Source organism: Nocardiopsis prasina DSM 43845 (genome assembly GCF_000341265.1).
GTDB classification, from domain to species: domain Bacteria; phylum Actinomycetota; class Actinomycetes; order Streptosporangiales; family Streptosporangiaceae; genus Nocardiopsis; species Nocardiopsis prasina.
Genome location: NZ_ANAE01000090.1, coordinates 16,763 through 42,413 on the forward strand (window position 1 = coordinate 16,763; position 25,651 = coordinate 42,413).

Genomic DNA, 25,651 nt, shown 5'->3' on the forward strand with positions numbered 1-25,651 from the left:
TCGACGGCCGATGGGTGCCGACCGCCGGGCGCTGGCGCGCGTGAGCGGCACGGGACGGCCCGGGGGGTGGTCCCACGGCCGAGCCCACCCGTGCGCCAGCCCGCGCGGTCGCTCATCGGTTGCTCATCGGGGGGAGACAGGCTGGGTTCACCCCCGGAAGGAACGAGTGAGAGGCGGACGTATGGCTCCGGTCATCGAAGGATTCGAGTACGAGAGGGTGCGAGTGGCGCCCGAGGTGTCGCTGAACGTGGCGGTCGGAGGGTCGGGGCCGCCCCTGGTGCTCCTGCACGGGTTTCCGCAGACCCACCTGATGTGGCGGCACGTCGCCGCCGACCTGGCGGCCGACCACACGGTGATCTGCCCTGACCTGCGCGGTTACGGGGACAGCGACAAGCCCGAGGCGACCGGACCCGAGGTCTACTCCAAGCGGACCATGGGCGCGGACGTGGTGGAGCTGGCCCGGGCCCTGGGCCACGAGAGGTTCGCGCTGGCCGGTCACGACCGCGGGGCGTTGGTGGCCGTGCGCACCGGCCTGGACCACCCCGACGTGGTCACGCACCTGGCCAGCCTCGACGTGCTGCCGACCCTGGACATGTGGGAGGCGCTGAGCGGGGTGCGCGGCGCGGTCGGTTTCCACCTGTACCTGATGGCCCAGCCCCCGGGTCTGCCCGAGCGGATGATCTCCGCCAGCGCGGAGGAGTTCTTCGGGTACTTCCTGGACGCCTGGGCCACCGAACCCGGCGCGATCCCGGGCGAGGTGCGCCGGGCCTACCTGGACGCCAGTGCCGGGGCGGTGGACTCGATCGTGGCCGACTACCGTGCCTCGGCCGGGATCGACGTCGAGCACGACGCGGCCGACCGGGCCGCGGAGCGGCGTCTTCGGATGCCGGTGACGGTGCTCCAGCAGGACTGGGGCGCGGCCCTGGGGTACGACGCCGCCGCGCTGTGGGGTGCGTGGGCCAGCGACCTACAGCACGCAACGGTGAGCAGCGGACACTTCATGGCCGAGCAGGACCCGGCCGGGGTGGTGGCGCACCTGCGCGGTCTCCTGGCGCGCTGAGCGGGGGACGGCGTCCGGTCCGACCGGACCGGACGCACCCCTCAGCGGCCCTCGCGGCCCTTGCCCCTGCGGTCGACCGGGACGATCATCGGCGTGTGGGTCTCGGGGTCGGGGATGATCCGCACCGGCAGTCCGAACACCTTCTCCACGAGGTCGGCGGTGACCACCGTGGCGGGTTCGCCCTCGGCCACGATCTCACCGTCCTTCATCACGATCAGGTGGGTGGCGTAGCGGCACGCGTGGTTGAGGTCGTGCAGCACCGCGACCAGGGTGTGCCCCTGCTCGGCGTGCAGGTCGGCGCACAGGTCGAGCATGTCCATCTGGTGCGCGATGTCCAGGTACGTGGTGGGCTCGTCCAGCAGCAGCAGCGGGGTCTGCTGGGCCAGGACCATGGCCAGCCACACCCGCTGGGGCTGGGCGCCNCAGCTCGTCCACGGACCGGTCGGCCAGCGCGCTGATCCCGGTGGCCGCCATCGCCTCGGCGACCACGGCCTCGTCCTGGGAGGACCACTGGCGCAGGAAGCTCTGGTGCGGGAAGCGGCCCCGGGCCACCAGGTCGGCCACACCGATGCCGTCCGGGGCGATGGAGGACTGCGGCAGCAGGCCCAGTCGGCGGGCCACCTCCTTGGCCGGGTAGGAGCTGATGACCTGCCCGTCCAGGAGCACGTTGCCCTGGGCCGGCTTGAGCGTGCGCGACAGCGCGCGCAACAGCGTCGACTTGCCGCACGCGTTGGGCCCGACGATGACCGTGAAGGAGTTGTCGGGGATGCGCACGGCCAGGTCGCGGGAGATGACGCGCTGGTCGTAGGACAGGGTGAGGTCCTGGCCCGAGAGGCGGTTGCTGGCGTCGTCGGTCATCGTTCTCTTTCGGGTGGGGCTCGGCGGTGGCTGCTCGGATCAGGGTGCGGGGCGCGGACGGTCAGGCCCGGCCGCCGCGCCATTCGGTGTACAGCAGCCAGATGAGGTAGCTGCCGCCGATGACGGCGGTGACGACACCCACGGGCAACTGGGTGGGGGCCAGCAGGCGCATGGCGACGAGGTCGGCCAGGACCAGCAGCGTGGCGCCCATGAGCGCGGCCCCGACCAGGGTGGTACCGCCGGTGCGGGTCAGGCGCCGCGCCAGCTGGGGCGCGGCCAGGGCCACGAAGCCGATCGGTCCGGCCACGGCGATGGCCGCACCGGTCAGAGCACTGGCGGCCGCCAGAGCGATGATCTGCGTGGACTGCGCGTTCACGCCCAGACCCCGGGCGGTGTCCTCGCCCAGCTCCAGGAAGCGCAGGCGCTGCCCGACGGCGAAGATCACCGGGGCCAGCACCACCAGGCCGATCCACACGGCGGCGGTCTCGCTCCACCCCCGGCCGTTGAGGCTGCCGATCATCCAGATCTGCGCGCCCAGGGCGTCGGTGAGTTCGGCGCGGGTCATGAGGTAGTCGCGCACCGAGGCCAGCATGGCGCTGATGCCGATGCCGACCAGGACCAGCCGGTAGCCCTGGACACCGTTCTTCATGGCCAGCAGGTACACGACACCGGCGGTGATCAGACCACCGGCGATGGCCCCCAGGGAGACCACCACCCGTCCGGCGCCCAGGATGAGGATGGCGGCCACGGCGCCGGTGGCGGCACCGGAGGTGAACCCGATGATGTCGGGGCTGCCCAGGACGTTGCGCGACAGGCTCTGGAAGACGGCCCCGGCGATGCCCAGGGCGGCTCCCACACCGATGGCCGTCAGCGCCCGGGGCAGGCGCACCCCCTGCACGAAGAACACGTCGAGCCGTTCCCCGTACCCCATGAGGGCGGCGGGCACCGCCGAGAGCGGGATCTCGTAGTCGCCGACCGCCACCGACACGATCAGGGTCGCCAGGGTGACGGCGACCAGGATCAGGCTGATCACGAGGGTGCGCGGGCGCAGCAGGAAGGACACCCGGCCCCCTCGGGAGCGCCAGGCGCGGGTGCCGCGCGGGGTGAGGCGCTCGGGCGCGCCGGTGCGGGCTGGGTGTGTCAGGGTGTCGCTCACAGCTGGGCCATCTTTCTGCTGCGGACCAGGGCGATGAACAGGGGCGCCCCGACGAGTGCGGTGATGATGCCGACCTCCAGTTCGGAGCTGGGCAGGATGACACGTCCGACGGTGTCGGCGGCGGTGAGCAGGATGGCGCCCAGGACGGCCGCGTAGGGCAGGAGCCAGCGCTGGTCGGGGCCGGTGATCACGCGGGCGGCGTGGGGGATGATCAGGCCCACGAACCAGATGGGTCCGGCCGCGGCGGTGGCGGCTCCGCACAGCAGGATGACGCCCACGGCCGTTCCGGCTCGGATCAGGGGGATCTTGGCGCCCAGGGTGGCCGCGAGGTCGTCGCCCAGGGCCATGGCGTTCAGGGAGGGGCCCAGGGCCAGGGTCACCAGGATGCCGACGACGAGGAAGGGGGCGACCTGGAGGAAGAGGTCGAGGTCGCGTCCGGTCAGCGAGCCGACCTGCCAGAACCGGATGCGGTCGAAGACGAAGTCGTTGAGGACGATGACGCCGTAGATGATCCCCTGGAGGACGGCGGCCAGCGCCGTTCCGGCCAGCGCCAGGCGCACGGGGGTGGCACTGGCACGGCCGCGTGAGCCCAGGGCGTAGACGGCGATCGCGGCGATGGCCGCACCCAGGAAGGCGGGCCAGACCAGGGAGGAGCCGCTGGCGCCGAAGACGAAGGCGGCCACGACCACGGCCGCCGCGGCACCGGAGTTGATTCCGAGGATGCCGGGTTCGGCCAGGGGGTTGCGGGTCAGGGCCTGCATGAGGGCACCGGCCAGCCCGAGCGCGGCGCCGACGAAGATCCCGATGACGGTGCGGGGGACGCGCAGGGTGCGGATGACGTCGTGGTCGTAGGAGCCGTCGTAGTCGGTCAGGGCGGCCCACACGTCGGCGCCGGGGATGGGTTTGGCCCCGACGGTGATGCTGAGGAGCGCGCAGACAGCGAGAACGCCCAGGGCGATGATGAGGCCGATGGGGCGGATGACGCGTCTGGTGAGGGTGGGGCGCGATGGCGCGGGCGCGCGCAGGGCCACGGGTTCCCCGTTCGTCTTACTGGGTGTGCTGGGTGTGTTGTGGAGAGGCTCGCCCGTGGTGGGACCGGCGGAGCGTCGCGGAGGTCCTGGTCGGAATCAGCCAAAACCCACCCGGACAGGTTAGCCTTACCTACATCCTGTTCGCACGGAAGGGTCCCCTCAGATGCCCGAACTCACACGCCCGTCGCGCTCTCTGAGCGTGCTCGCCCTGGCCGGGGCCCTGACGTTGACCGCCTGCGGCTCCGGAGGCGGGGGTTCCGACGAAAGTGCCGACGGTGGGTCCGGCGGCACCCGGACCGTCGAGGGCGCCAACGGGAGCGTGGAGATCCCCGACTCCCCCGAGCGGATCGCCGTACTGTGGCGCCCCACCCTGGCTGCCCTGACCCTGTTGGGTCACGACGCGGTCGGCACCATGGGCACCCCCGGTGAGGCCGACCAGGGTCTGGCTCCCTTCCTACCCGAAGACGCGGACGGCGCCGAACTGACCCTGGTGACCAGCTCGCCCGTGGAGGACGACGTCAACATCGAGGAGCTGGCCAACGCCGCGCCCGACCTCATCATCGGGGTGAGCACGCCGAACGGCACCCAGGCCCAGATGCTGGACAACCTGGAGTCGATCGCGCCCACGGTCCTTGTGGAGTGGGAGGGGACCGGTTCCTGGCGCGGTCACCTGGAGGAGGTCGCCCGGATCCTGGACGCGGAGGACGCGGCCGGGGAGGCGGTGGCCGCCTATGACGCCGCGATCGAACGGGCCCGGGCCGACCTGGCCGGGGCCGGGGTGGACCCGGCCGGGACCGAGCTGTCCCTGGTACGTCTTCAGAGCGACACCGAGATCCGTTTGGAGACACCGGAGTCGTTCCCGGGCCAGATCGTGGCGGACCTGGGCTTCGCCCGCCCCGACTCCCAACTGGAGGGCGAGGGCGACACCGACTTCGTCCCGCACAGTTACGAGAACCTCGACCAGGCCGACGGTGACGCGGTGTTCGTCCTGGCCGGTTCCGGATACCCGGACGCACCCACCACCTTCTCCAGCGGACTGTGGGCCAACCTGGGCGCGGTCGAGGACGAGCGGCTGTACCGGGTGGACTACGACTTCTGGGGGTCGGCCAACTACCACGGAGCCCACCGGATCATCGAGGACGTCACCGCGGCCCTGACGGGCGGGGCGGACCCGGCGGTGTAGGGGCGCGCGGCCGGGGCCCGGTTGCCTCGGTGGTTGGCAGCCGGGACCCCGCGCTCAGGCGAAGACGTCCCAGCCCATGCGGGCGAGCAGGGCGAGCACCACCACGAGCAGGACCCCGCGGACGAACCCCGATCCCCGCTGGAGGGCCATGCGGGCGCCGACCTGGGCTCCCAGGATCGTGCAGACCGCCAGCCCCAGGCCCAGCAGCCAGTCCACGTGGCCGCCGAGCCCGAAGACCACCAGGGCGCCGAGGTTGGTGCACACGTTGACGATCTTGGCTGAGGCGGAGGCCTGGAGGAAGTCCATGCCCAGCACCGCGGTGAAGGCGATGATCAGGAACACGCCCGTGCCGGGGCCGATGATGCCGTCGTAGAAACTCACGCCGATCCCGGCCAGGGCCAGGGCCGCCAGGATCCGGTTGCGGGTGCGCAGGGCCGGGTCGGGTGAGGTGCCCATGGCGGGTCGGAACACCACCAGGAGAGCGACCCCGGCCAGGACGACCATGATGATCGGTTTGAGCACGTCGGCGGTGAGCGCCGTGGCCAGGGCGGCGCCCAGCCCGGAACCGAGTAGGGCCAGCCCGGCCGTGGGGACCACGACACGGCGGTCGATTCTCACCTTGCGGGCGTAGGCGATGGCGGCGGAGGTGGTACCGAAGACGGCGCCGAGCTTGTTGGTGCCCAGCAGTGTGGCCAGGGGCGCGTTGGGAGCGGCGACCATGAGGGCCGGGAGCAGGAGCAGGCCCCCTCCCCCGACGACGGCGTCGATCCAGCCCGCGGCGACGGCGGCGAGCATCAGCAGTCCGAGGATTTCGGGGTCCATCACCGGAGCCGTGCGGTGTGAGAAGAGAGGATCATCGGCTGTCTTCCATGACGGGGAACGGGGCGCGAGCCAATGTAGCCACTGACGCGTACCGCTTTGTCACGGGACCGGAGCAGTGATCCCCTTACTGCCGGTTGGGGTGATGGGGTCCGTTGCCGCCGGGTTGCTTTGGAGGCGTGCGTACCCCGCCGAACAGCCAGCTTTACGACGTGGATTCACCAAGGGCCGAAGAGAAGCGGTGACGCCCGGGTGCAGGGGCGCCACCGCGGCTGGTCGGGAACCCCGGGGACCGGCCCCGAGCCGGTCCCCGGCGAGTCGAGCTCAGAACTCCTCGCGGGCGAACCAGTCCCGGGCCTCGGCCAGCACCTCCGGCGTCAGCTGGTGTCCCCCGGCGTGCTCCCGGACCAGGACCCTCGCCCCCCGCTCCCCCAGCTGGGAGGCGAGCAGACGGGACTGGTCAATGGTCGTGATGGGGTCGGCCACGCCGTTACCGAGGAACACCCGTGTCCCCGACAGATCCACCGGCGCGGGTTCGCGTCCCTGGAGCGGGGCGCCGCCCGCGAACAGCGCCGCGCCCGCGACCAGTCCCGGGTGGAGCAGGAGCAGCCCGGCACCCGTGTTGGCCCCGTTCGAGAACCCGCTCACCACGATCCGCCCGGGGTCGAGGTCGTAGGCGGCGGTGGCCGCTCCGACGAAACCGGCCAGCTCGGCGGTGCGCCCGATGAGGTCGTCGACGTCGAAGACCCCTTCCCGCAGACGGCGGAACCAGCGGTTCATGCCGTTCTCGTCGACCCTGCCGCGCGGGGACAGCAGCGCGGCGCCCGGTGCCAGGGCCCGCCCCAGGGGCAGCAGGTCGTATTCGTCCGCGCCGGTCCCGTGCAGGAGCAGCAGGGTCGGCGCGTCCGGCGCGGTGGCCGGTTCGTAGACGTGGACGAAGTCCTCGACCGAGGTGGCGGGCGGGATCACTGGTCGACCTCCACACGCGGCAGGCGGGCGGCGATCTGCTCGTGGCTGGGCTCCAGCCACGGAGGCAGCTTCAGCGAGCGGCCCAGTTCGAGCAGCGGTTCGTCGTAATCGAACCCGGGGCCGTCGGTGGCGATCTCCAGCAGCACGCCGCCGGGCTCGCGGAAGTAGATCGAGGTGAAGTACGTGCGGTCGCGGATCTCGGTGACCCCCACCCCGTCGTCCTCCAAGCGCTGGCGCCAGGACTCCTGCACGGGTGTGCCCGGGGCGCGGTAGGCGACGTGGTGGACGGTTCCGGCGGCGACCACGCCCCGCTCGGCCCCGGGGTCGGCGACGACGTCGACGATGGTGCCGACCCCGTCGCCGGTGTCGTTGGTCCGGAACCGCATCCGGTTGCCGTTCTCGCTGTGCAGGTGGAAGCCGAGCTGGTCGCCGAGCATCAGCGCGGTGCCGTCCGCGTCGTGTTCGGTGAGGGTGACGGCGCGGATGCCCCGGATGGCGTGGTCGACGGGGACCGCTCCCCCGTCCCAGGGGTCGGTGTCGTGGTGGTCGGCGCTGGCGGCCAGCTCGATGACGAGTCCGTCCGGGTCCCGCAGGGTGAGGACGTCCTCCTCGCCGCGTTCGGTCGGGCGGGAGGCCGGCACGTTCAGCGCGGCGAGGTGCTCGGCCCACCAGCCCAGGGAGCCCTCGGGGACGGAGAAGGTCGTGGTGGTGGCCTGACCCGCGCCGATCCTTCCCTTGGGCGCGTCGGGCCAGGGGAAGAAGGTCATGATGGTGCCGGGATTGCCCGCGCGGTCCCCGTAGTAGAAGTGGTAGGTCTCCGGGGCGTCGAAGTTGACCGTCCGCTTGACCATGCGCATGCCCAGCGCGTTCAGGTAGAAGTCGGCGTTGGCCTGTGGGTCGCTCGCGATCGCTGTCACGTGGTGAATCCCCGAGGGACGCACGTCCATGTCCTTCACCCTTTCTCGTCCGGCTGGCCACTCAGTACAACAAGTTGAATCTTAAACTACTTGTGGTCCGCTGTCTCCCCCATCCCTTCCCCCACGGCTTCCCCCTCCATCACGGGACGGGGAACCTTCCGCGCTCAGGCGACCGAACGCGCCCGTGGCGGTCGGGCACTTCTCCCCAACCGTCGGATGCGGCGCATTCGGTGACGTTCCGGAGCCGCCCTTCCCCGTCCGCGTACTCCACGGTTACGGTGTCCTCATGAGCACGAGTGACCCCACCCGCATCCTCCCCTCGGGGATCTGCCGCCGCGGCCATCACGAGTGGCGTCACGACCCACCGGGTGGCAGGCGTCTGGTGTGCGTCCGCTGCAAGTCCATGAGCATGAACAACTTCGGCGCCCCCTGCCGGACCGACTGCGCGGACTGCGACCGGGTGGCCGTTCGGGCGGCGGGAACTCAGTAGTTCCGGGACCGAATGGCCCCGCAGTTCGAGCACTGCTCCGTTCCGCCGTTGGGACCCGAGGTCCAGTCGTGATCGCATGCGGTCATAGATCCTCCTCGTCTCACGGGAGGACCTACCCACACCGGCGGCGTGCCGCCACCGGAGGCGCCGTCAGTACACGGGACTGATCGTGGTCTCGCGGAGCACGGCTCCGGAGAGCAGCTTGTCGCAGACCGCCCGCCAGCCGGGATGGTCGTCGACCAGGACGTGGCCCTCCGGCGGCTGGAAGCCGTCGAGCATCCGGCCGAGCTCCGTGTCGGTGAAACCGGAGAACTCCCGCACCCGCCGGACGGGCATCGCGTACCCCACCTCTCCGTCCCCGGCCAGGTACTCCTCCACGAGGGCTCCCTCACCCGGACTCACGCGCTCGGCGATCCGCGCGATCTCGCGCGGGGTGTCCACGATCGCCGCCCCCAGGTCGATCACCGCGCACAGCCGCCCCTCGGGACGGGTGAGGTACACGAACCACTGGGCAGGCACCCCGGTGAGGAAGCGGCGCCGGAACTCGTGGGTCCCGTCGACACTCCACATCCGCTCGTACCGCTGGGCGTCCAGGCTCATCACCACCGGCACCGGGGAGAGTTCGGGGAGACCGAACAACGACTCGTGAACCAACGGGCCACCTCACGATCGCAGGGACGAGTGGGGCCACAGTAGCCATTCGAATCCTGACCTCGCAGGCGGTTGCCCAAGTTCTCACCTTCGCCCGACGGGCCACCGCCCGACCCCGCGGGTTCACGGGGTCGGGCGCCCCACCCCGTACAGGTACAGCAGGGCCGTCATCGAGGTCCCCGCCACCAGTCGCCTCCCCGCCACGAGTCCGGGCACGTCGGCGAGCGGCACCCACTCGACGCGCTCCGACTCCCAGTCCTCCGCGGGATCGCCCACGTATTCGGCGGTGTCCGCGAAGAAGACGTGGTGGGCGGAGTCCGAGATCCCCGGGGTGGGCTGGACGTACACCAGTGGACACAACGGTCCCGGCCGCCAACCCGTCTCCTCCAGCACCTCGCGCGCCGCCGCGTCCACCGGGCTCTCACCGGCCTCGACGCCGCCCATGGGGATCTCGTAGGCCCACGTGTCGGGGATGAACCGGTGGCGCCACTCCAGGAGCACCCGGTCCTCCTCGTCCATGACGACCGCGCCCGCCCCGGGCGAGGTCCGGATCAGCCGGTGCTCCAGGTGCCGCCCGCCGGTGATCTCCACGTCCGCGATCCGGACGTCCATCCACGGATCGGTGTACAGCGGCCTCTCGGAGTGGACGGTCCAGCGCACGGTTCTCCCCCGGTGTCGTCGGCGTACAGCGGACCCATCCCATCACGACCTTGCCTGGGGCGGAGCCCTGTAGCCTTCCTCACTCCCCCGATCCCTTGTAGCAAACATTTCCTATCGACTAAGTTGCTTTTCAGGTCAAGAGTTCCAGCGCGAAGTTCCGGCTCGCTGGACGGCAACCCTCCTGCACGGTGGGGTGCCCCGGAGACGACGACCCGGCTGCGTGACGCGGCAAGCGTGCGACACCCCCTACCCCCTGACGCCTTCGCCGCCCCGCAGCCCCGACACGAGCGACGAGGCGAGACTGTGAGCACCAACCCCGGGGCGGCGCCCCTCCGCGGCGGAGACACCGTCGGCCGACTGGCGGCCCTGACAGAGGTCACCGAGCGGGCGCGCACCACCAAACACGAGATCAACGAGCGGGCCCAGGCCGCCGAGGACGCGCTGTTCGGCGGCCCTGGACCGGTCGCGACCGCCGTCCGACACGGGCTCGCCGCCCTCGCCGCCCGCTGGCATGGCTCCCGCGAACTCGTGGACCACCACACGGAGCTGGGCGCCGATCCGGCCCTGTTCACGGACGACCTGCCCGAGGACCCCGCCCTGCGCGCGGCCGCCCGACACGTGGACCTGCTGAGCGTCTCCCCCGCCCTGGCCGTGCGCGAGGACGTGGAGGGGCTGACCGACGCGGGCTGGGACACCGACGCCGTGGTCGTGGTCTCGCAGATCGCGGCGTTCACCTCCTTCCAAGCCCGCGTGGTGCACGGTCTGCGGTTGCTGGAGGGGCAAGGCCAGGAACACGTGGCCCCGCCCGCCCGGACCGCCCCGGGGCGCGGGAGGGTCAAGAACGCCTCGCGTAGGGCCGCCAACGGCGGCGAGCGACCCGTGGAGTACACCCGGGAGCTGCTGTCCTGGACCTCCTGGCCGCCTCCGGTCCGCACCGACGATCTCACCGAGGAACAGGCCGCCTCGTTCCGGGGCAAGACCAACGGCGAGTACTTCCGCCTGCTCTCCCGCGTCCCCGGTGTCCTGGCCGCCCGCACGGCTCTGGACGCGGCGGTCTTCACGAGCCGGGAGGGACTCCCCCGTGCCGAGCGGGAACTGGCGGCCACCGCCACCAGCAAGGTGAACGACTGCGTGTACTGCGCGTCGGTGCACGCGCGCAAGGCCGCTCAGATGGCCGACCGACCGGACGACGTCCAGCGCCTGCTCGACGCCGTCCTGGAGCGCGACGCCGACTGGCGCCCCACCGGCACGGCCCCGCTCGCGCACGGACAGGAGCCGCGCTGGGCCGCGGTCACGGAGTTCGCCGCCGCCCTGGCGACGACCCCGTCGTCGGCCACGGCCGCCCAGGTCGAGCGGTTGCGTGGCCTGGGCCTGTCCGACCTCGAACTCACCGACCTGGTGTTCGCGACGTCCTTCTTCTCCTGGGCCAACCGGCTGATGCTCACCCTGGGTGACCCCTACTGGCCCGGGACGGCCGACGTCGCGCCATGAACACCGGCCCCTCCGCCCCCGACACCCGAACCCTCCCCGGGGCACCGCACACGTGCCCTCATCCCACCCAAGGAACGAAAGCCATGACAGCACTTCCCGGCCGCCCTGCCCGCGCGGCCACACTCGGCGCACTGACCGCTCTCGTCATCGGTCTCACCGCGTGCGGTGAGGTGGTGTCCGAGAGCGGTGACACCGCGAACGGCGGGGGTGCGACCATCACCGTGGTGGACGACGCCGACCGCACCGTCGAGTTGGCAGGACCCGTGGAGCGGGCCGTGGTCCTCAACAGCTACGGCAACGAGTTCGCGCAGGCCATCGGCGCGGGCGACCGGGTCGTGGGCTACGACCGGGTCTCCGCCAACCGGCTGCCCTACCTGGGAATCGGCGAGGACGAGATCGTCAGCGAGGACCTCCAGGAGATCAACTACGAGTCCGTGGTCGCCCTGGAACCGGACGTGTTCATCGTGCCGCGCAACGGCGCCTGGCAGGAGGCCGCGGAGCAGCTGGAGCCCTTCGGTGTCCCGGTCGTGGTCGCCACCGCCTGGGACTTCGACGTGTTCCACGAGACGGTCGACCTGCTCGGCCAGGTCTTCGCCGAGCCCGAGGGGGCCGAGGCGGTCTCCGGGTTCTACGACGAGATCTTCGACCTGGTCTCGGACCGGGTCGAGGGGACCGACGCGGTCCGCGTGTACTGGGAGACCGAGGAGCCCTACCTGACCGGGCTGCCAGGATCCGGTTTCGACCAGATCATCACGGCTGCCGGGGGCGAGAACGTCTTCGGCGACGTCGGGGCCGGTGGCGACCAGCAGGCCGAGACCACCGTCGACCCGGCCTCGGTCGTCGAACGCGACCCCGAGGTGATCGTCCACGAGTTCGGGCCGAGCGCGGCGCCCACCGGCCAGGAGCGGTTCGACACCCTGCGTGACGACCTGGAGGGTCGTCCCGGCTGGGAGGACGTCACGGCGGTCTCCGAGGGCGAGGTCTACGTGAGCAACGGCTGGGCCACGAGCGGGCTCTCCAAGGCCCTGGGCGCGCTGTACCTGGCCACCTGGCTGCACCCGGAGGAGTTCGAAGACGTCGACCCCGACGAGTACCTCGCCCGCTGGGTCGAGGACTTCCAGGGCACGGACTTCGAGGGCGCGAACGCCTACGTCCAGAAGGTCTCCTCATGACGGACGCTCCCACGACCACCGCTCCCGTGCCCCCGCGGGAACGGGAGGCGGCCCCGCGGCCGCGCCTGCGCGACCGGGGCTCCGTCCGGCGGGTCGTGCTCGGGGCCGGGGCCTTCGTGTCCGTCCTGGCCGTCGCCTGGTGTGTGACCGTGGGCACCGCGGGCGCCGGACTGTCCGACGTCTGGCACGCGGTTCGCCTGTCGGTGTTCGGCGGGGTCCTGGCCGACGAGTTCGCCCAGACGTACGCGATCATCACCAACCTGCGGCTGCCCCGGGCCCTGCTGGCGTTCGCGGCGGGCGCCGCCCTGTCGGTGGCGGGGGTGGTGATGCAGGGGTTGCTGCGCAACCCGCTGGTCAGCCCGTTCACGCTGGGGGTCTCCCCCGCCGCCGCCTTCGGCGCGTCGCTGGCCATCCTGCTCACCGGGGGTTCCGCGGGGTCGGCGTCATGGCTGGTCATCGCGAGCGCACTGGTCACGGCCCTGGCGGTCTCGGCCCTGGTGCTGGGGCTGGCCTCGGCCAAGGCCATGTCCACGGCCACGCTGCTGCTGTTGGGGATCGCCCTCACTCAGTTGTTCGAGGCCATGACCTCGGCGTTGCAGTTCGTGGCGGACGAGAACACCCTCCAGGCGATCGTGCGGTGGACGTTCGGTTCGGTCAACGACGCCTCCTGGAGCGACGTGCGCCTGGTCGGCGCGACCGCGCTCCTGGCCCTGCCCCTGCTCTGGTACTTCGCCAAGGACCTGAACGCCGTCGCCTTCGCCGGGGACGACGCCGCCCGCAGCCTCGGCGTGAACGTGACCGCGCTGCGGGTCGGGCTCATCATCGTGTCGGTGGTGCTGGCGTCGGTGGTGGTGTCCTTCTGCGGGGTCATCGGGTTCGTCGGGCTGGTCGGACCGCACATCGCGCGGCTGGTCATCGGCGCCGACCACCGCTACCTGCTGCCCTTCTCCTTCCTCACCGGCGGTCTCCTGCTCCTGGTCGCCGACACCGTCGGCCGCACGGTCCTGGCGCCGTCGGTGATCCCGGTGGGCATCGTGGTGGCCTTCATCGGCGCGCCCGTGTTCATCAACCTCATCCTCACCCGGAAGGCGGCCCGATGAGCCTCGACCTGGACTCCGTCCGCTTCGCCTACCGGCGCCACCGCGTGCTGGAGGACGTGAGCCTGAGTGTGGAGGAGGGACGGTTCTGTGCCCTGCTCGGCCCGAACGGGTCGGGCAAGTCCACCCTGGCCAAGATCGTCGCCCGGGTGCTCAGGCCCGAGTCGGGCAGCGTCTCGTTCGGCGGCCGCGACCTGCTGGCGGCGCCGCGCCGGGAGCACGCGCGGGTGGTGGCCTACGTTCCCCAGTCCGGGGAGGCGCCGTTCGACCAGTCGGTGCGCGACGCCGTCCTGTTGGGCCGCACCCCCCACATCGGCCTGCGGCCCTCACGGCTGGACCGGGAGGTCGTGGACCGCGCCATCGACCAGCTCGGGTTGACCGACCTGCGCGACCGCCAGTTGTCGCAGCTGTCCGGAGGTCAGGCACAGCGGGTGCTGATCGCCCGGGCGCTGGCCCAGGAGCCGAAGGTGCTGCTGTTGGACGAACCGACGTCGGCCCTGGACCTGCGCTACCAGATCGAGACGCTCCAGATCGTGCGGGCGGTGACACGGACCCAGGGGGTGACGGCGCTGATCGCGATCCACGACCTCAACCACGCGGCGCACTTCTGCGATCAGGCGGTCCTGCTGCACGGCGGCCGGATCGTCGCCGACGGTCCCCCCTCGCGGGCCTACGACCCGCAGGTGCTGAGCTCGGTGTACGGGTTGGACGTGCGGGTGAACAGCGGTGAGGGTGGGGTGGTGGAGGTGCGGCCGTCCGTGCTGGAGCCCACCCCTGTCGGAGCGAACGGAACGGACGGGCCATGAGCGGTACACAGGACACCGGCGCACCGGCGCGCGACGACCTCGCCCGGAGCGCCGGGCACGGTGCGCAGGAGCGCTTCGACGCGGTCGTGGTGGGCGGCGGCCCCCGAGCCGTCGCGGTGGTGGTGCGGCTCGCCGCACGGCTGGATGGACGCGAGCGGCCCGTGCGCGTGGCGGTGGTCGACCGGGTGGAGGTCGGTGCGGGCGCCACCTGGCGCACCGACCAGTCGCCCCTGCTGCTCAACAACACCTACAGCGCGCACACCACGATCCACGCCGACGAGAGCACCCGTATGGACGGGCCGGTCGTGCCCGGCCCCGACCTGGTGCGCTGGGCCTCGGACGGCCGCGTCCCGGCCGACCGCCCGGAGTGGGCGGCGCGGGAGATCGCGGAGCTGCGTCCCTGGACCTTTCCCTCCCGGCGTCTCCAGGGCGTCTACTACGACGAGCAGCTGGCGGACGCGGTGGCGACCGGCCGGGTCGAGGTGACCCCCGTCCTCGGCACGGCCGTGGACCTGGAGTCCGCCGGGAGCGGTTGGCGCACCGTGGTGCTGGAGGACGGTCGCAGGCTGGCGGCGCCCTCGGTGGTCCTGGCCCAGGGCATGGTGCAGACGCGTCGTTCGCCCCGGGTCCGGTCCCTGGCGGCGTCAGCGGAGCGGCACGGACTGGTGTACGTGGAGCCGGGCATGCCCGCCGAACGTGCCTGGGACCGTGTGCCGGGCGGTGAGACCGTGCTGGTCGCGGGGCTGGGCGCGAACTTCTTCGACGTGGTGGCGCTGCTGACACAGGGTCGGGGCGGACGCTTCGTCCCGGCCGGGGACCCCGCGCGTCCGTCCCGGCTGCGCTACCTGCCCGGCGGGGACGAACCGCTTCTGGTCGCGGGGTCGCGCCGCGGGCTCCCCTACCGTGCCAAGGCCGCCTACGCGAAGGGCTTCCCACCCCGCTACGAGCCGGTCCTGGCGACGCGGGAGTGGTTCGCCCGGGTGGCCACCGGGTCCTCGCAGGACTTCCGGACGGCGGTGTGGCCGCAGCTGGCCCGCGAGTTCGCCTGGGCCCACCTGTCAGTGCTGTTGGAACACCGGCCGGAGGCCGTCCGCGAAGGCCTCGGGCACGGTGAGCTGCTGTCCGCGCTGGAGGAGGCCGACGCCGACGGCGTGGACACGGTGGTGGCAGAGGCGGTGTCCGACCCACGGCTGCGACTGCGGACGGGACGGCTGGACCGGCCCTCGCCGCCGACCGGAGGGGCGCCGTTGTCGGAGGAGGAGTGGCGTGCGGAGGTCGCGCGCTTCGCGGAGGAGGAACTGGAGACCATCGACGCCCCCGAGAGGAGTCCGCGCAACGCCGTGAACCGGGCGATGGCGGCGCTGCGCGGCCCGGTACAGCGCCTGGTGGGGCTCGGCGCGCTGGACGGCGCGAGTGTGGCGCGCGACGTCGCTGGCTGGTTCACTCCGCTGGGCCTGGCCCTGGCGTCGGGTCCGCCTCCGCACCGGGCCGCCCAGGTGCTGGCGCTCATCGACGCCGGCGTGGTGGAACTCCTGGGCGAGGGGTCCTCGGTGGAGTTCGAGAACGGGCTGTTCGTCGGCCGGTCCACGTCGGTGCGGCGCGCACCCGTGTGGGCGCGGGCCTTCGTGGAGACGCGCATGTCCAAGGGGGTGGTCACCGACACCGACGATCCGCTGCTGCGGACCCTGCTGGGTTCGGGGAGAGCGCGCCTGCACCGGTGGCCCGCCTCGGCCGGCCCCGCGGTCTCCAGCGGCACACTGGACGTGACCCGGGAAGGGTTCCACCTGGTCGGCGACGACGGGGCGGCGGACGAGAACGTCACGGTGCTCGGCATCCCGGCCGGCGCGGTGCAGCCGGGGTCGGCCATCGGGGCCACACCCGGTGTGCCCTCGCCGCTCCTCGCCGGGGCGGACGTGGCCGCCGCCGGGATCCTGGCCGCCCGCGCCTCCCTCGGCACGGGCGACGCGGTGGCGGCGCGGGGCTGACACGCGGGGGCCGTCGGTCCGGTTCGCCCCGGCCGACGGCCCGACCTCACGCTCCCGAGGAACCCAGCCCGCTGAGCGCCGCGAGCGTCATCGCCCGCACCCCCGTGGACAGGGTCGGCTCCACCGCCGGGGCGAAGTAGGGAGAGTGGTTGCCCGCCTCGGCGCTCTCGGGGGCGGGCGCCGTGCCCGGGGCGAGCGCGCCCAGACCCCAGAACACCGACGGCGCACCCGCGTCAGCCCCGAAGTGCCCCACGTCCTCGCTGCCGATCATGCGGTCCAGGGGGACCACCCGGTCGGCGCCCAGGACCTCACCGAAGACCTCCTCCAGAGCGGCGCTGGAGGCGGGGTCGTTGACGGTGACCGGGAAGGCGCCCAGGCGCCGGTAGGTCGGCGGCACCGGCGCACCGGAGACGGCCGCCTCGCCGTCCAGGACGCGGCGCGCGGCGGCCACCACACGGGCCAGCACATCGGGGTCGAAGGCGCGCGCGTTGAGGGTGAGCACCGCTTCGTCGGGGATGACGTTCTCGGCGTGCCCGGCCCGCAGGCGCGCCACGGTCAGCACCGCCTGTTCCTCCGGGTCCAGCTCCCGCGCCACCACCCCCTGGAGGCGCATCACCGAGGCCGCCGCCATCACGACGGGGTCGACGGTGCGGTGCGGCTGCGAGCCGTGGCCGCCCCGGCCGGTCAGCGTCACCTCCAGGTTCTCGGTGGCGCCCAGCACCAGGCCGGGGCGCAGGGCGAGGACCCCGGCCGGGAGGGGGAACACGTGCTGGGCGAACACGGCGGACGGGGTGCCGAAGCGGCGGTAGAGGCCGTCGTCGAGCATCGCCCGGGCCCCGGCCCCGTTCTCCTCCGAAGGCTGGAGCACGGCCATGACCGTCCCGCTCCAGTCCTCCCGCGCGGCCGCCAGGACGGAGGCCGCCCCGACCAGGCAGGTGACGTGCATGTCGTGCCCGCAGGCGTGCATGAGGGGGGTGCGGGGATCGCCGGGGGCGCCCGCACGCGAGGCGTAGGGCAGACCGGTCAGCTCACGGACCGGCAGGGCGTCCATGTCGGCGCGGATGAGCACCGTGGGGCCGGGGCCCGAGCGGAGCACGCCCACCACGCCCGTGCCGCCCACGCCGGTGGTGACCCGGTAGCCCGCGTCCGCCAGGGCGGCGGCGCCCACGGCGGCGGTCCGCTCCTCACCGAAACCCGGTTCGGGGTGGGCGTGCAGGTCCCGGTACAGGTCCGCCAGCGCCGCGGGGTCGGTTCCGGGTGCGCCCGAGCCGTAGCGGGAGAGCACGGCGCGGGCGCGCGCCCGGTCCACCCCCGTCACGGCAGCTCTCCCTCGCTGCGGGCCGCCTCGTCCTCCAGGGCCGCCACCGCCTCCAGCAGCCCCGCGCGGGCGCCCTCCAGCTCGCGGTCCGTGGCCGGGACCGAGGGGAAGCCGTCCGGCAGCAGGTCCAGGGCCTCGCCGAGCACGCGTACTCGGCGCCCGTGCCGGGCGGGTGCGGGCAGGCGGAACAGGGCCGCGATCAGGCGGTCGGCGGTGGTCTCGTCGTAGAGGCCGTCCCACCGGTCCCGTTCGGGGCCCAGGACGTGGGCGCCGCTCGCGGGGGTCCCCGCGGCCCTCAGCTCGGCGGTGCCCTCGTGGTCCACGGCGGCTCTGGCGCCCTGGCCGGTCACGGCGACTCCGTAGTCGCGGGCCGCGGCACCGGGGCTGACCACTCCGCTCACGACGTCGCGCAGGACCTCGGACTCGGGTCGCTCGAACGGGTCGCCGTAGCCTCCCGCACCCGAGGTGCGCAGCGTCACCGTGTCACCCTGGCGCAGGGCCAGGACGTCGATCTTGCCCACCCGTCGCTCCACGCCCTCGGCGGAGGCGACGACGAGTTCGGCGGGCGCTCCGGCTCCGCCGCCCTCGCGCCCCCAGGGGCGGAAGCGGAGCCGTTCCAGTCCGCGGGCCAGCAGTCGCGAGTCGTCGCGGGTGACGCGGAAGGACAGCTCCAGCCCGCTGCCGCCGCGCCAGCGCCCCGCGCCGCCGGAGTCGGGGCGCAGGCCGTAGCGGAGGATCTCCACGCCGATCTCGGTCTCGACGGTCTCCACGGGGTTGTTGGACAGGTTGGAGATACCGCTGTCGCGCCCGTCCACGCCGTCGGAGCCCGCCCGGGCGCCGGTGCCCCCCACCATGGGTTCGAGGACCTGGACGTTCTGACCGCCCGCGTGCCGCTCGGCGACCACGACCGGGACGACCAGGCCGCTGCTGGCCGCGGGCATGACGTCGGGCGCGGCCAGGGCCAGCGCCCCGCCGAGCGCGTCGTTGACCCGGGAGGCGGTGGCGTGGCGGATGCCCACTGCGGCCGGGTGGCGGGCGTTGACGACCGAGCCCTCGGGCGCGGTGACCCCGACCGGGGCGATGAGTCCGGCGTTGAGCGGGGCGCTCGGGTCCAGGGTGCAGATCAGCGCCAGGACCCGGGTGGTGATCCACGCGTGCGCGGTGCCGTGGCTGGCGATGTTGAAGGCCGCCTCGACCTGGGGGTCGGATCCGGTGAAGTCCAGGTGCAGGCTGTCGGCGGAGACCGTCACCGTGACGCTCACCCGTACCGGGACCGGGGTGCGCGCGTCGTCGTCGAGGTAGTCGGTGAAGCGGTAGGTGCCCTCGCGCAGCCGGGACAGCGCCGCGCGCGCCCGCCGGGCGGTGTACTCGACGAGGTCGCCGTGGGCGGCCAGGACGTCGGCGGACCCGTGTGTGGCCACGACCGCCGCCAGGCGCTCGCCGCCGGTGCGCAGGGCGGCCAGCATGGCCTGGAGGTCGCCCTCGTTGGCCTCCGGGGACCGGCTGTTGGCGGCCAGGAGGGCGGCCACGTCACGGGCGGGCTCCCCGGCGCGGACCAGTTTGACCGGGGGGATCTGGAGTCCCTCCTGGTAGATCTCCTGGTTGGTGGGCGACAGGCTGCTGGGCACCCGGCCGCCGATGTCGGAGCAGTGGATGAACGCCCATCCGTAGCCGATGACCGCGCCGTCGTGGAAGTAGGGGCGGATGAGCTGGATGTCGGTGAGGTGCGTGGCCAGGCCGCCGGACCTGTAGGGGTCGTTGGTGACGATGACGTCGCCGTCCTCCAGCGGACCGACCGCCTCGATGGCGGCGGTCAGGTCCAGCCCGACGAAGCCCGAGACGCCGATACCGCGCGGGTAGGCGGAGAAGCGGCCGTCGGGGCCGGCCAACGCGCAGCAGAAGTCGGCGGTCTCCTTGACGTACAGCGAACGGCTGGTGCGCTGGAGCGTCAGGCACATCTCCTCGGCGAGGGCCGTGAGCTTGTTGCCGATGATCTCCAGGGTGATCGGCGGGAGTTTCATGATCGGCTCCTCAGGCGCAGGTGACCGGACGGCTCGACCTGGGCCGACCATCCGGGTGGGACGAGGACGGTGCTGTCGTCCTGGACGATGACGGCCGGTCCGGTCAGGCGGTGGCCGGAGCCGAGCGCGGCGCGGTCGTGGACGGCGGCCCGCACGTCGCGGCCGTGCACGGTGACCGTGCGCTGGGCGCGTGGTTCGACCTCACCGGTCGCGGGCGCGGCCCGGTCGGCTCCGGGGTCGGGGCGGGGGGCGACGACCGCGAGGCGGACGGTGCCCACGCGGATCGCGGCGCCGGTGTCGCGGAACCCGTAGAGGCGCTCGTGCTCGGTGTGCAGGGCCTCGGCCAGGGCGGCGGCGTCCAGCTCGGAGGGGTCGTCCGCCTCGCCCAGGGCGACGCGCAGCTCGTGGGCCTGTCCCAGGTAGCTGAGGTCGGCGGAGGCCTCCAGCCGGACCGGTCCGGCCTCGTGGCCGCCCTGGTCGGCGAGCCAGGACCGGGCCCGCTCGGCGAGGTCGTCGAGCACCGAGCGGACCGCGGCGGCGGACTCCGCGTCGAGGGGGCGGCGCAGGCTCCGGGCGAAGTCGCGGCGCAGGTCCGCGCCGACCGCGCCGAGGGCGCACAGGGTGGCGGCCGAGGCGGGCACGAGGATGTCGGTGATGCCGACCTCCTCCGCGAGGAGGGCCGCGTGCGTGGGTCCGGCGCCGCCGTAGGGCACGAGCGTGAAGTCCGCGGGGTCCAGTCCCCGGCGGGCCAGGGTCTTGTGCAGTTCCACGGCCATCCCGGCGGTGGCGATGCGCAGGGCACCGTCCGCGATGGCGCGGGCCGTCTGGTTCCCCTCGCCGTCGAGCGCGCGGGCGAGGTCGGCCAGGGCGCCCTCGGCGGCGTCCCGGTCCAGCGACATGCGCCCGCCCAGGAACTCCTCGGGGTCGATGACTCCGGTGACCAGGTAGCAGTCGGTGATGGTGGGCCGCTGGCCGCCGCGCCCGTAGGCGATGGGGCCGGGGTCGGCTCCGGCGCTGTCCGGTCCGGTCTTGAGCAGGCCGAAGTCGTCGACCCGCACCACCGAGCCGCCGCCCGCGCCGATCGCCCCGACCGCCACCACCGGCAGGATGAGGGGCATGCCCCCGATGGTGGTGTTGACGGCGAACTCGGGCGCGCCCCCGACGGTGACCGCGATGTCGCTGCTGGTTCCGCCCATGTCGAACGTCACGACGTCGGTGGTCCCGGCCGCCTGGGCCAGGCGGGCCGCGGCGGTCACCCCCGCCGCGGGCCCGGACAGCACGGTCTCGATGGGCCGTGCCCTGGCCGAGGCCAGGCTGAGCGAGCCGCCGTTGGAGGCCGTGATGAAGATCGGGGCGCGCACGTCCAAGCCGGTGAGGAGTTCCTCCAGCCGGTCGAAGTATCCGCTCATCAGGGGCTGGATGTAGGCGTTCATGCAGGCCACGAGTGTGCGTTCGTACTCGCGGACCTCGGGCCAGACGGCGGCGGAGGAGACCAGGGGCACGTCGGGGACCAGGGCGGCCAGGCGCGCGGTGAGGTCGGCCTCGTAGTCGGGCGCGGTGTGTCCGTGGAGCACGACCACCGCGGCGGCGTCGGCTCCGGTGGCGGAGAGTTCCTCGGCGGCGCGGACGAGGTCGGCGTCGTCGGGGTCACGCAGGACGCGCCCGTTCGCGTCCAGTCGGGCGTCCACCTCGATGACGCGTTCGCGCGGGACGAGTGGTTCCTCCTTGGCGGCGTGCAGGTCGAAGGAGGACGGCATCCGGCTGCGGCCGATCTCCAGGATGTCGCGGTGGCCCCGGGAGACGATGAGCGCGATCCGGGCCCCGCGCCGCTGGATGATGGCGTTGAGGCCGATGGTGGTCCCGTGCGCGATGTCCACGACGTCGGCGGGGGCCAGCCCCGCGGCCGCGGTGGCCGCGCTGAGTCCGCGGGCCACCGCGAGGGCGGGGTCCGCGGGCGTGCTCGGCTCCTTGTGGTGGGCGGTTCCTCCGCCGGGGAGGGTCAGCACGACGTCGGTGAAGGTGCCGCCCACGTCGATGCCGCCCCGGGGCCCCCGGGGCGGGTCGGTCCCCGCACCGGTCCGGGTTCCGGTCTCCGCGTCGTCGTTCACACTGCCTCCGTGAGTCGGGTCATCCGGTCGACGACCACCATCACCGCGACGCTCGCGAGCATGAGCAGCGTGGAGACCGCGGCGACCGAGGGGTCGAGTTCGAACTTCACCGCCGAGAAGACGCGCACAGGGACGGTGGTGGTGTTGGCCCCCGAGATCAGGACCGACACCGCGACCTCCCCGAGCGAGGTGACGGCGGCGAACACCGCGCCGGCGAGGATGCCGGGGCGCAGGAGCGGCAGCGTCACGGTGAGGAACACGCGGACAGGTCCGGCCCCCAGGGTGGCGGCGGCGCGTTCCAGGGCGGGGTCCAGGCGTGCGGCGCTGATCATGATGGTGCGGACGGTGAAGGGGAGCGCCACCAGGGAGTGCGCCAGCCACAGCCCCGGAACGCTGTTGAGCAGGCCCAGCCCCTGGAAGTAGTAGAGGAGTCCCAGGGCGATGATGATCTCCGGGACCATCAGGGGCGCGAGCGCGGTGGCCTCCACGAGCCGCCGGCCGGGGAAGGTCCCGCGGGCGAGTCCGTAGGCGGCCAGCGTGCCCAGCACCGTGGTGGTCGCCACGACCATGAGCACCAGCAGTCCGCTGAGGCGGAACGAAACCGCCCAGTCCGGGGAGGACAGCACGGAGGCGTACCAGCGCAGGGACACGCCCTGCGGCGGGAACTGGAGCGAGGCGGTCGGGTTGAGCGAGCTGACGGCCAGCACGATCAGCGGCGCCGCCAGGAAGAACAGGATCAGTCCGACGGGCAGGCCGAGCGCGATCCGCCCCGCGAGCCGGGCCGGGGAGCCGCGTCGGCGCGCGCGGGGCGCGGCGGTGGACTCAACCATCGTGCCTCCTCTCCCAGAAGCGGAATCCGGCGCCCATGGCGGCGACGCACACCAGGGTCAGCGCCAACAGGGTCAGGCTGAGCGCGGCCGCGACGGGATAGTCGTAGACGCTGGTGATCTGGCTGTACACGCGTAGTCCGGCCAGCGGCTGGTTGGCGCCGCCCACCAGGAGCGGGGTGATGTAGATGCCCATGGCCAGCGGGAAGACCACCATGCACGCGGCGGCCACGCCGGGCAGGCTCAGCGGCAGGGTGACCCGCGCGAAGGTTCGGGCGGCGCCCGCTCCCAGGCTCTGCGAGGCACGCCGCAGGTGGGGGTCGATACCGCCCAGGGCGGTGGTGAGCGGAATGATCGCGAAGGGCAGCAGCACGTGGGTCACCGAGACCACGACCGCCGTGTAACTGGTGAGCAGGGGCAGCGGCTGGTCGGTGATCCCCGTTCCCACGAGGAGGCGGTTGACCGCGCCGTTGGCCGACAGCAGCACCACCCAGCCGTAGCTGCGCACCACGACACTGGTGAGCAGCGGAGAGAGGACGATGACGAACATCAGGGTGCGCGTCAACCCCGTGCGGGTCCGGGACAGGGCGTAGGCGACCGGGTAACCGAGCACCAGGCACAGCGCGGTGACCAGGAACGAGGTCTGGAGGCTGCGCACGAGCGCCTGGGAGAAGAAGGCCTCGGTGAACACCCGCTCGTACTGGACGAGCGAGAACTCGGGGAGCGGGTTGCCGCTCCCGTCGACCGGATGCAGGCTCAGCGACAGCACCCGTACCAGGGGGACCAGGAACACCAGGAGCAGGAACACCGCCACGGGCAGTACGAACCCCACGCCGGACAGGCGTTCCCGGGTCGCCCTCATCAGGCGCCGCCCGTGTCGCGGAGCCGGATCACGCTCTCGGCGTCCCAGTGCGCGGTCACGCGCGCCCCCAGGGCGGGGGGCTCGGTGTCGGTGCGGGCTCCCAGGGACAGGGACTCCCCCACGCGCACCCGCGTCTCCCAGCCGTCGCCGAGGAAGGCCCGGTGGACCACCTCTCCGTAGGCGCCGCCGTGTCCGGCGGCCCCCAGGGGTCGCTCTCCCGCGGAGACGCGGACGCGCTCCGGCCGAAGGGCCAGGGACACCTCGCCGGTGGGCGGCTCCGCCAGGCCGGTGCGGACCAGCGCCCCGTCGACGTGGACGCCCTCGGTCCCGCCGACGCCCTCGATGATGTTCGCGGCGCCCACGAACTCGGCCACGAAGCGGCTCACCGGGGCCGAGTAGACCTCCTGCGGGGTGCCCTCCTGCTCGACGCGTCCGCCGTTGAGGACCACGATGTGGTCCGACAGCGACATGGCCTCCTCCTGGTCGTGGGTCACGAACACCATGGTGATGCCGAGCCGCTGTTGGAGGGCCCGCAGGTCGACGCGCATCTCGCGGCGCAGCTGCGCGTCGAGGTTGGACAGCGGCTCGTCCAGGAGCAGGACGTCGGGCCGGGTGGCCAGGGCACGGGCCACGGCCACCCGCTGCTGTTGGCCGCCGGACAGCTGCCGGGGACGGCGCCGCGCGAAGGCGGCCAGACCCACCAGGTCCAGTGCCTCCGACACGCGCCGGTCCCGCTCCGGACGCGGCGTGCGGCGCGCCCGGAGGCCGTAGGCGACGTTGTCGGCCACCGACATGTGCGGGAAGAGGGCGTAGTTCTGGAAGACCATACCCAGGCCGCGGCGGTGCGGGGGCACCGCGGTGACGTCGCGGCCGTCGATCGTGATGGAGCCGCCGTCGGGCTCGACGAACCCGGCGAGGGCGTGCAGCAGGGTGGTCTTGCCGCAGCCGCTGGGCCCGAGGATGGACAGGAACCGGCCCCGGTGGAACGCCAACCGGTCGATGTCCAGGATCCGTGTCCCGCCGTAGGCCGTGGTGAGCGACTCGACGACGATGTGTTCGGCGTGGGCGTCGGTCACTGGAAGATCTCGTTCCATCGCTGCTGCCAGTCGTTGAGGTTGGGTGTGGCGGCTCCGTAGTCCACCCAGGTGAAGCCCTCGTAGACGTCGGTGCCGTAGCTGATGCGCTCGTCGAACTCGGCGGAGTGGTCGATGCCGGTGTTGCCGCCGCCGTAGAAGGTGCCCTCGGCGAACGGCTTCTGGTGTTCGGCGGAGGTCAGGTAGTCCAGGAACGCGTAGACGTTCTCGCGGTTCTGGGTGCCCTCGGCCACGTAGTAGGAGGTCAGGGCACCCACGGCACCGGACTCGGGGTAGGTGAAGCCGATCGGCTGCCCCTCCTGCTCCATGGCGGTCGCGCGCCCGTCCCAGAACGGCACGATCCAGGCGTCGCCGTTCTGCAGCACGGTGCCGACGTTGCCCGCGTCGGAGGGGTAGGCGGACACGCAGTCCTGGAGCTCCTCCAGGCGCTCGAAGGCGCGGTCGACGGCCGCGGGGTCGGACAGGTCGCCGCCCTCGGCGGCCACCAGGCCGGAGAAGAACTGGAGGCCGATGTTGTAGGTGAGCGGGGGCAGGGCCACGTGGCCGCAGTACTGCTCGTCGAAGATGTCCTCCCAGTCCTGCGGGGGGTCCTCGACGAGGTCGGTGCGGTAGACCAGCCCGGCCGAGCCGGTGGTGAGGGGAGCCCCGTAGGAGGTACCGTCCACGGTGGACTGCTCCACCAGCACCGGGTCGAGTTCGGACCAGTGGGCCAGGGCGTCGGGGTCCAGAGGCTGGACGAGGTCGTTGGTGACGGCCTGGTGGAAGGTCTCCGAGGTGAGCGCGACCAGGTCGAAGGGGGGGTTCTCGCCCCCGGCGGCACGCATCTGGGTGACCCACTCGCCGTCGGCACCGGTGACGACGTTGACCTTGATCCCGGTCTCCTCCTCGAAGGGTTCGACGAAGGAGGAGGTGAAGAGTTCGCCCCAGGGGCCGGCGAACGCGGTGACGGTGATCTCGCCGCCTCCGGAGCCGTCCTGGGCCGAGGTGTCGATCCCGCCGCAGGCGGTGGCGCCGATGAGCAGCAGGGCGCCGCCCGCGGCGTGGAGAGGGAGACCCAGTCCTCGGGGTACTCGCAT

The 25,651-nt window shown here is 72.8% G+C and carries 22 protein-coding genes, 1 pseudogene and 1 riboswitch; of the genes and pseudogenes, 8 read left to right on the plus strand and 15 right to left on the minus strand.

Annotation, left to right across the window (positions count from 1 at the left end):
* The first annotated feature begins 181 nt into the window (after positions 1 to 181).
* The gene (locus tag D452_RS0106765; protein WP_017543392.1) at positions 182 to 1,060 is read left to right on the plus strand and encodes an alpha/beta fold hydrolase; all 879 of its coding nucleotides are present in this window, start codon (positions 182 to 184) and stop codon (positions 1,058 to 1,060) included.
* A 41-nt stretch (positions 1,061 to 1,101) separates the two neighbouring features.
* On the opposite strand, the pseudogene D452_RS27825 reads toward D452_RS0106765, so the two are convergent.
* The 3 genes and pseudogenes from D452_RS27825 to D452_RS0106780 all read right to left on the minus strand — a co-directional run bounded on the left by D452_RS27825 (position 1,102) and on the right by D452_RS0106780 (position 4,105).
* Positions 1,102 to 1,918 (minus strand): annotated as a pseudogene (locus tag D452_RS27825) (ABC transporter ATP-binding protein).
* Between the two features lie 61 nt (positions 1,919 to 1,979).
* Positions 1,980 to 3,074 carry a FecCD family ABC transporter permease gene (locus tag D452_RS0106775; RefSeq protein WP_017543396.1) on the minus strand — a complete coding sequence of 365 codons (1,095 nt, stop codon included), beginning with the start codon at positions 3,072 to 3,074 and terminating at the stop codon, positions 1,980 to 1,982.
* The gene (locus tag D452_RS0106780; protein WP_017543397.1) at positions 3,071 to 4,105 is read right to left on the minus strand and encodes a FecCD family ABC transporter permease; all 1,035 of its coding nucleotides are present in this window, start codon (positions 4,103 to 4,105) and stop codon (positions 3,071 to 3,073) included. Before D452_RS0106780 ends, D452_RS0106775 begins: the two co-directional genes overlap by 4 nt.
* A 163-nt stretch (positions 4,106 to 4,268) precedes the next feature.
* Between D452_RS0106780 and D452_RS0106785 the strand changes: the two genes are divergently transcribed.
* The gene (locus tag D452_RS0106785) at positions 4,269 to 5,288 is read left to right on the plus strand and encodes an iron-siderophore ABC transporter substrate-binding protein (protein WP_017543398.1); all 1,020 of its coding nucleotides are present in this window, start codon (positions 4,269 to 4,271) and stop codon (positions 5,286 to 5,288) included.
* Positions 5,289 to 5,342: 54 nt separating this feature from the next.
* Here the strand turns inward: D452_RS0106785 and D452_RS0106790 are convergent, their stop codons facing one another.
* From D452_RS0106790 to D452_RS0106800, 3 genes are all read right to left on the minus strand, one after another.
* Positions 5,343 to 6,110, minus strand: a complete 768-nt coding sequence (locus tag D452_RS0106790; RefSeq protein WP_017543399.1) for a TSUP family transporter — start codon at positions 6,108 to 6,110, stop codon at positions 5,343 to 5,345.
* Positions 6,111 to 6,431: 321 nt separating this feature from the next.
* Positions 6,432 to 7,076: an alpha/beta hydrolase gene (locus D452_RS0106795; protein ID WP_017543400.1), complete on the minus strand. Its 645-nt coding sequence runs from the start codon at positions 7,074 to 7,076 to the stop codon at positions 6,432 to 6,434.
* Positions 7,073 to 8,023 carry a ring-cleaving dioxygenase gene (locus D452_RS0106800; protein ID WP_026129039.1) on the minus strand — a complete coding sequence of 317 codons (951 nt, stop codon included), beginning with the start codon at positions 8,021 to 8,023 and terminating at the stop codon, positions 7,073 to 7,075. Before D452_RS0106800 ends, D452_RS0106795 begins: the two co-directional genes overlap by 4 nt.
* A 256-nt stretch (positions 8,024 to 8,279) precedes the next feature.
* On the opposite strand from D452_RS0106800, the gene D452_RS29475 reads away from it, so the two are divergent.
* The gene (locus D452_RS29475) at positions 8,280 to 8,483 is read left to right on the plus strand and encodes a hypothetical protein (RefSeq protein ID WP_083927465.1); all 204 of its coding nucleotides are present in this window, start codon (positions 8,280 to 8,282) and stop codon (positions 8,481 to 8,483) included.
* Between the two features lie 150 nt (positions 8,484 to 8,633).
* Here D452_RS29475 and D452_RS0106805 read toward each other — a convergent pair whose 3' ends face one another.
* Both D452_RS0106805 and D452_RS0106810 read right to left on the minus strand, forming a co-directional pair.
* Positions 8,634 to 9,137, minus strand: a complete 504-nt coding sequence (locus tag D452_RS0106805; RefSeq protein WP_204366603.1) for a hypothetical protein — start codon at positions 9,135 to 9,137, stop codon at positions 8,634 to 8,636.
* Between the two features lie 120 nt (positions 9,138 to 9,257).
* Positions 9,258 to 9,794: an NUDIX hydrolase gene (locus tag D452_RS0106810; protein WP_017543403.1), complete on the minus strand. Its 537-nt coding sequence runs from the start codon at positions 9,792 to 9,794 to the stop codon at positions 9,258 to 9,260.
* 133 nt (positions 9,795 to 9,927) lie between these two features.
* Positions 9,928 to 10,035: riboswitch (SAM riboswitch) on the plus strand.
* Positions 10,036 to 10,097: 62 nt separating this feature from the next.
* On the opposite strand from D452_RS0106810, the gene D452_RS0106815 reads away from it, so the two are divergent.
* From D452_RS0106815 to D452_RS0106835, 5 genes are all read left to right on the plus strand, one after another.
* A complete protein-coding gene (locus tag D452_RS0106815; RefSeq protein WP_017543404.1) occupies positions 10,098 to 11,285 on the plus strand; it encodes a peroxidase-related enzyme in 1,188 nt (395 codons plus the stop codon).
* A gap of 83 nt (positions 11,286 to 11,368) precedes the next feature.
* Complete coding sequence (locus D452_RS0106820) at positions 11,369 to 12,457, plus strand: ABC transporter substrate-binding protein (protein WP_017543405.1); 1,089 nt, start codon at positions 11,369 to 11,371, stop codon at positions 12,455 to 12,457.
* A complete protein-coding gene (locus D452_RS0106825; protein ID WP_017543406.1) occupies positions 12,454 to 13,557 on the plus strand; it encodes a FecCD family ABC transporter permease in 1,104 nt (367 codons plus the stop codon). The genes D452_RS0106820 and D452_RS0106825 overlap by 4 nt, the downstream gene beginning before the upstream one ends.
* Positions 13,554 to 14,360 carry an ABC transporter ATP-binding protein gene (locus tag D452_RS27830; RefSeq protein WP_017543407.1) on the plus strand — a complete coding sequence of 269 codons (807 nt, stop codon included), beginning with the start codon at positions 13,554 to 13,556 and terminating at the stop codon, positions 14,358 to 14,360. The genes D452_RS0106825 and D452_RS27830 overlap by 4 nt, the downstream gene beginning before the upstream one ends.
* Complete coding sequence (locus D452_RS0106835) at positions 14,357 to 16,345, plus strand: FAD/NAD(P)-binding protein (RefSeq protein ID WP_017543408.1); 1,989 nt, start codon at positions 14,357 to 14,359, stop codon at positions 16,343 to 16,345. Before D452_RS27830 ends, D452_RS0106835 begins: the two co-directional genes overlap by 4 nt.
* A 46-nt stretch (positions 16,346 to 16,391) precedes the next feature.
* Here the strand turns inward: D452_RS0106835 and D452_RS0106840 are convergent, their stop codons facing one another.
* The 7 genes from D452_RS0106840 to D452_RS0106870 are packed head-to-tail and all read right to left on the minus strand — an operon-like array spanning position 16,392 to position 25,651.
* The gene (locus tag D452_RS0106840) at positions 16,392 to 17,663 is read right to left on the minus strand and encodes an amidohydrolase (RefSeq protein ID WP_017543409.1); all 1,272 of its coding nucleotides are present in this window, start codon (positions 17,661 to 17,663) and stop codon (positions 16,392 to 16,394) included.
* Complete coding sequence (locus tag D452_RS0106845; RefSeq protein WP_017543410.1) at positions 17,660 to 19,684, minus strand: hydantoinase B/oxoprolinase family protein; 2,025 nt, start codon at positions 19,682 to 19,684, stop codon at positions 17,660 to 17,662. The genes D452_RS0106840 and D452_RS0106845 overlap by 4 nt, the downstream gene beginning before the upstream one ends.
* Positions 19,681 to 21,792 carry a hydantoinase/oxoprolinase family protein gene (locus D452_RS0106850; protein ID WP_017543411.1) on the minus strand — a complete coding sequence of 704 codons (2,112 nt, stop codon included), beginning with the start codon at positions 21,790 to 21,792 and terminating at the stop codon, positions 19,681 to 19,683. Before D452_RS0106850 ends, D452_RS0106845 begins: the two co-directional genes overlap by 4 nt.
* Entirely contained in the window at positions 21,789 to 22,622 is an 834-nt protein-coding gene (locus D452_RS0106855) for an ABC transporter permease (protein WP_017543412.1), read from the minus strand. The genes D452_RS0106850 and D452_RS0106855 overlap by 4 nt, the downstream gene beginning before the upstream one ends.
* On the minus strand, positions 22,615 to 23,481 hold the full coding sequence (locus D452_RS0106860) for an ABC transporter permease (RefSeq protein ID WP_017543413.1): 867 nt from the start codon (positions 23,479 to 23,481) through the stop codon (positions 22,615 to 22,617). Before D452_RS0106860 ends, D452_RS0106855 begins: the two co-directional genes overlap by 8 nt.
* Entirely contained in the window at positions 23,481 to 24,557 is a 1,077-nt protein-coding gene (locus D452_RS0106865) for an ABC transporter ATP-binding protein (RefSeq protein WP_017543414.1), read from the minus strand. The genes D452_RS0106860 and D452_RS0106865 overlap by 1 nt, the downstream gene beginning before the upstream one ends.
* Complete coding sequence (locus tag D452_RS0106870; protein WP_017543415.1) at positions 24,554 to 25,651, minus strand: ABC transporter substrate-binding protein; 1,098 nt, start codon at positions 25,649 to 25,651, stop codon at positions 24,554 to 24,556. Before D452_RS0106870 ends, D452_RS0106865 begins: the two co-directional genes overlap by 4 nt.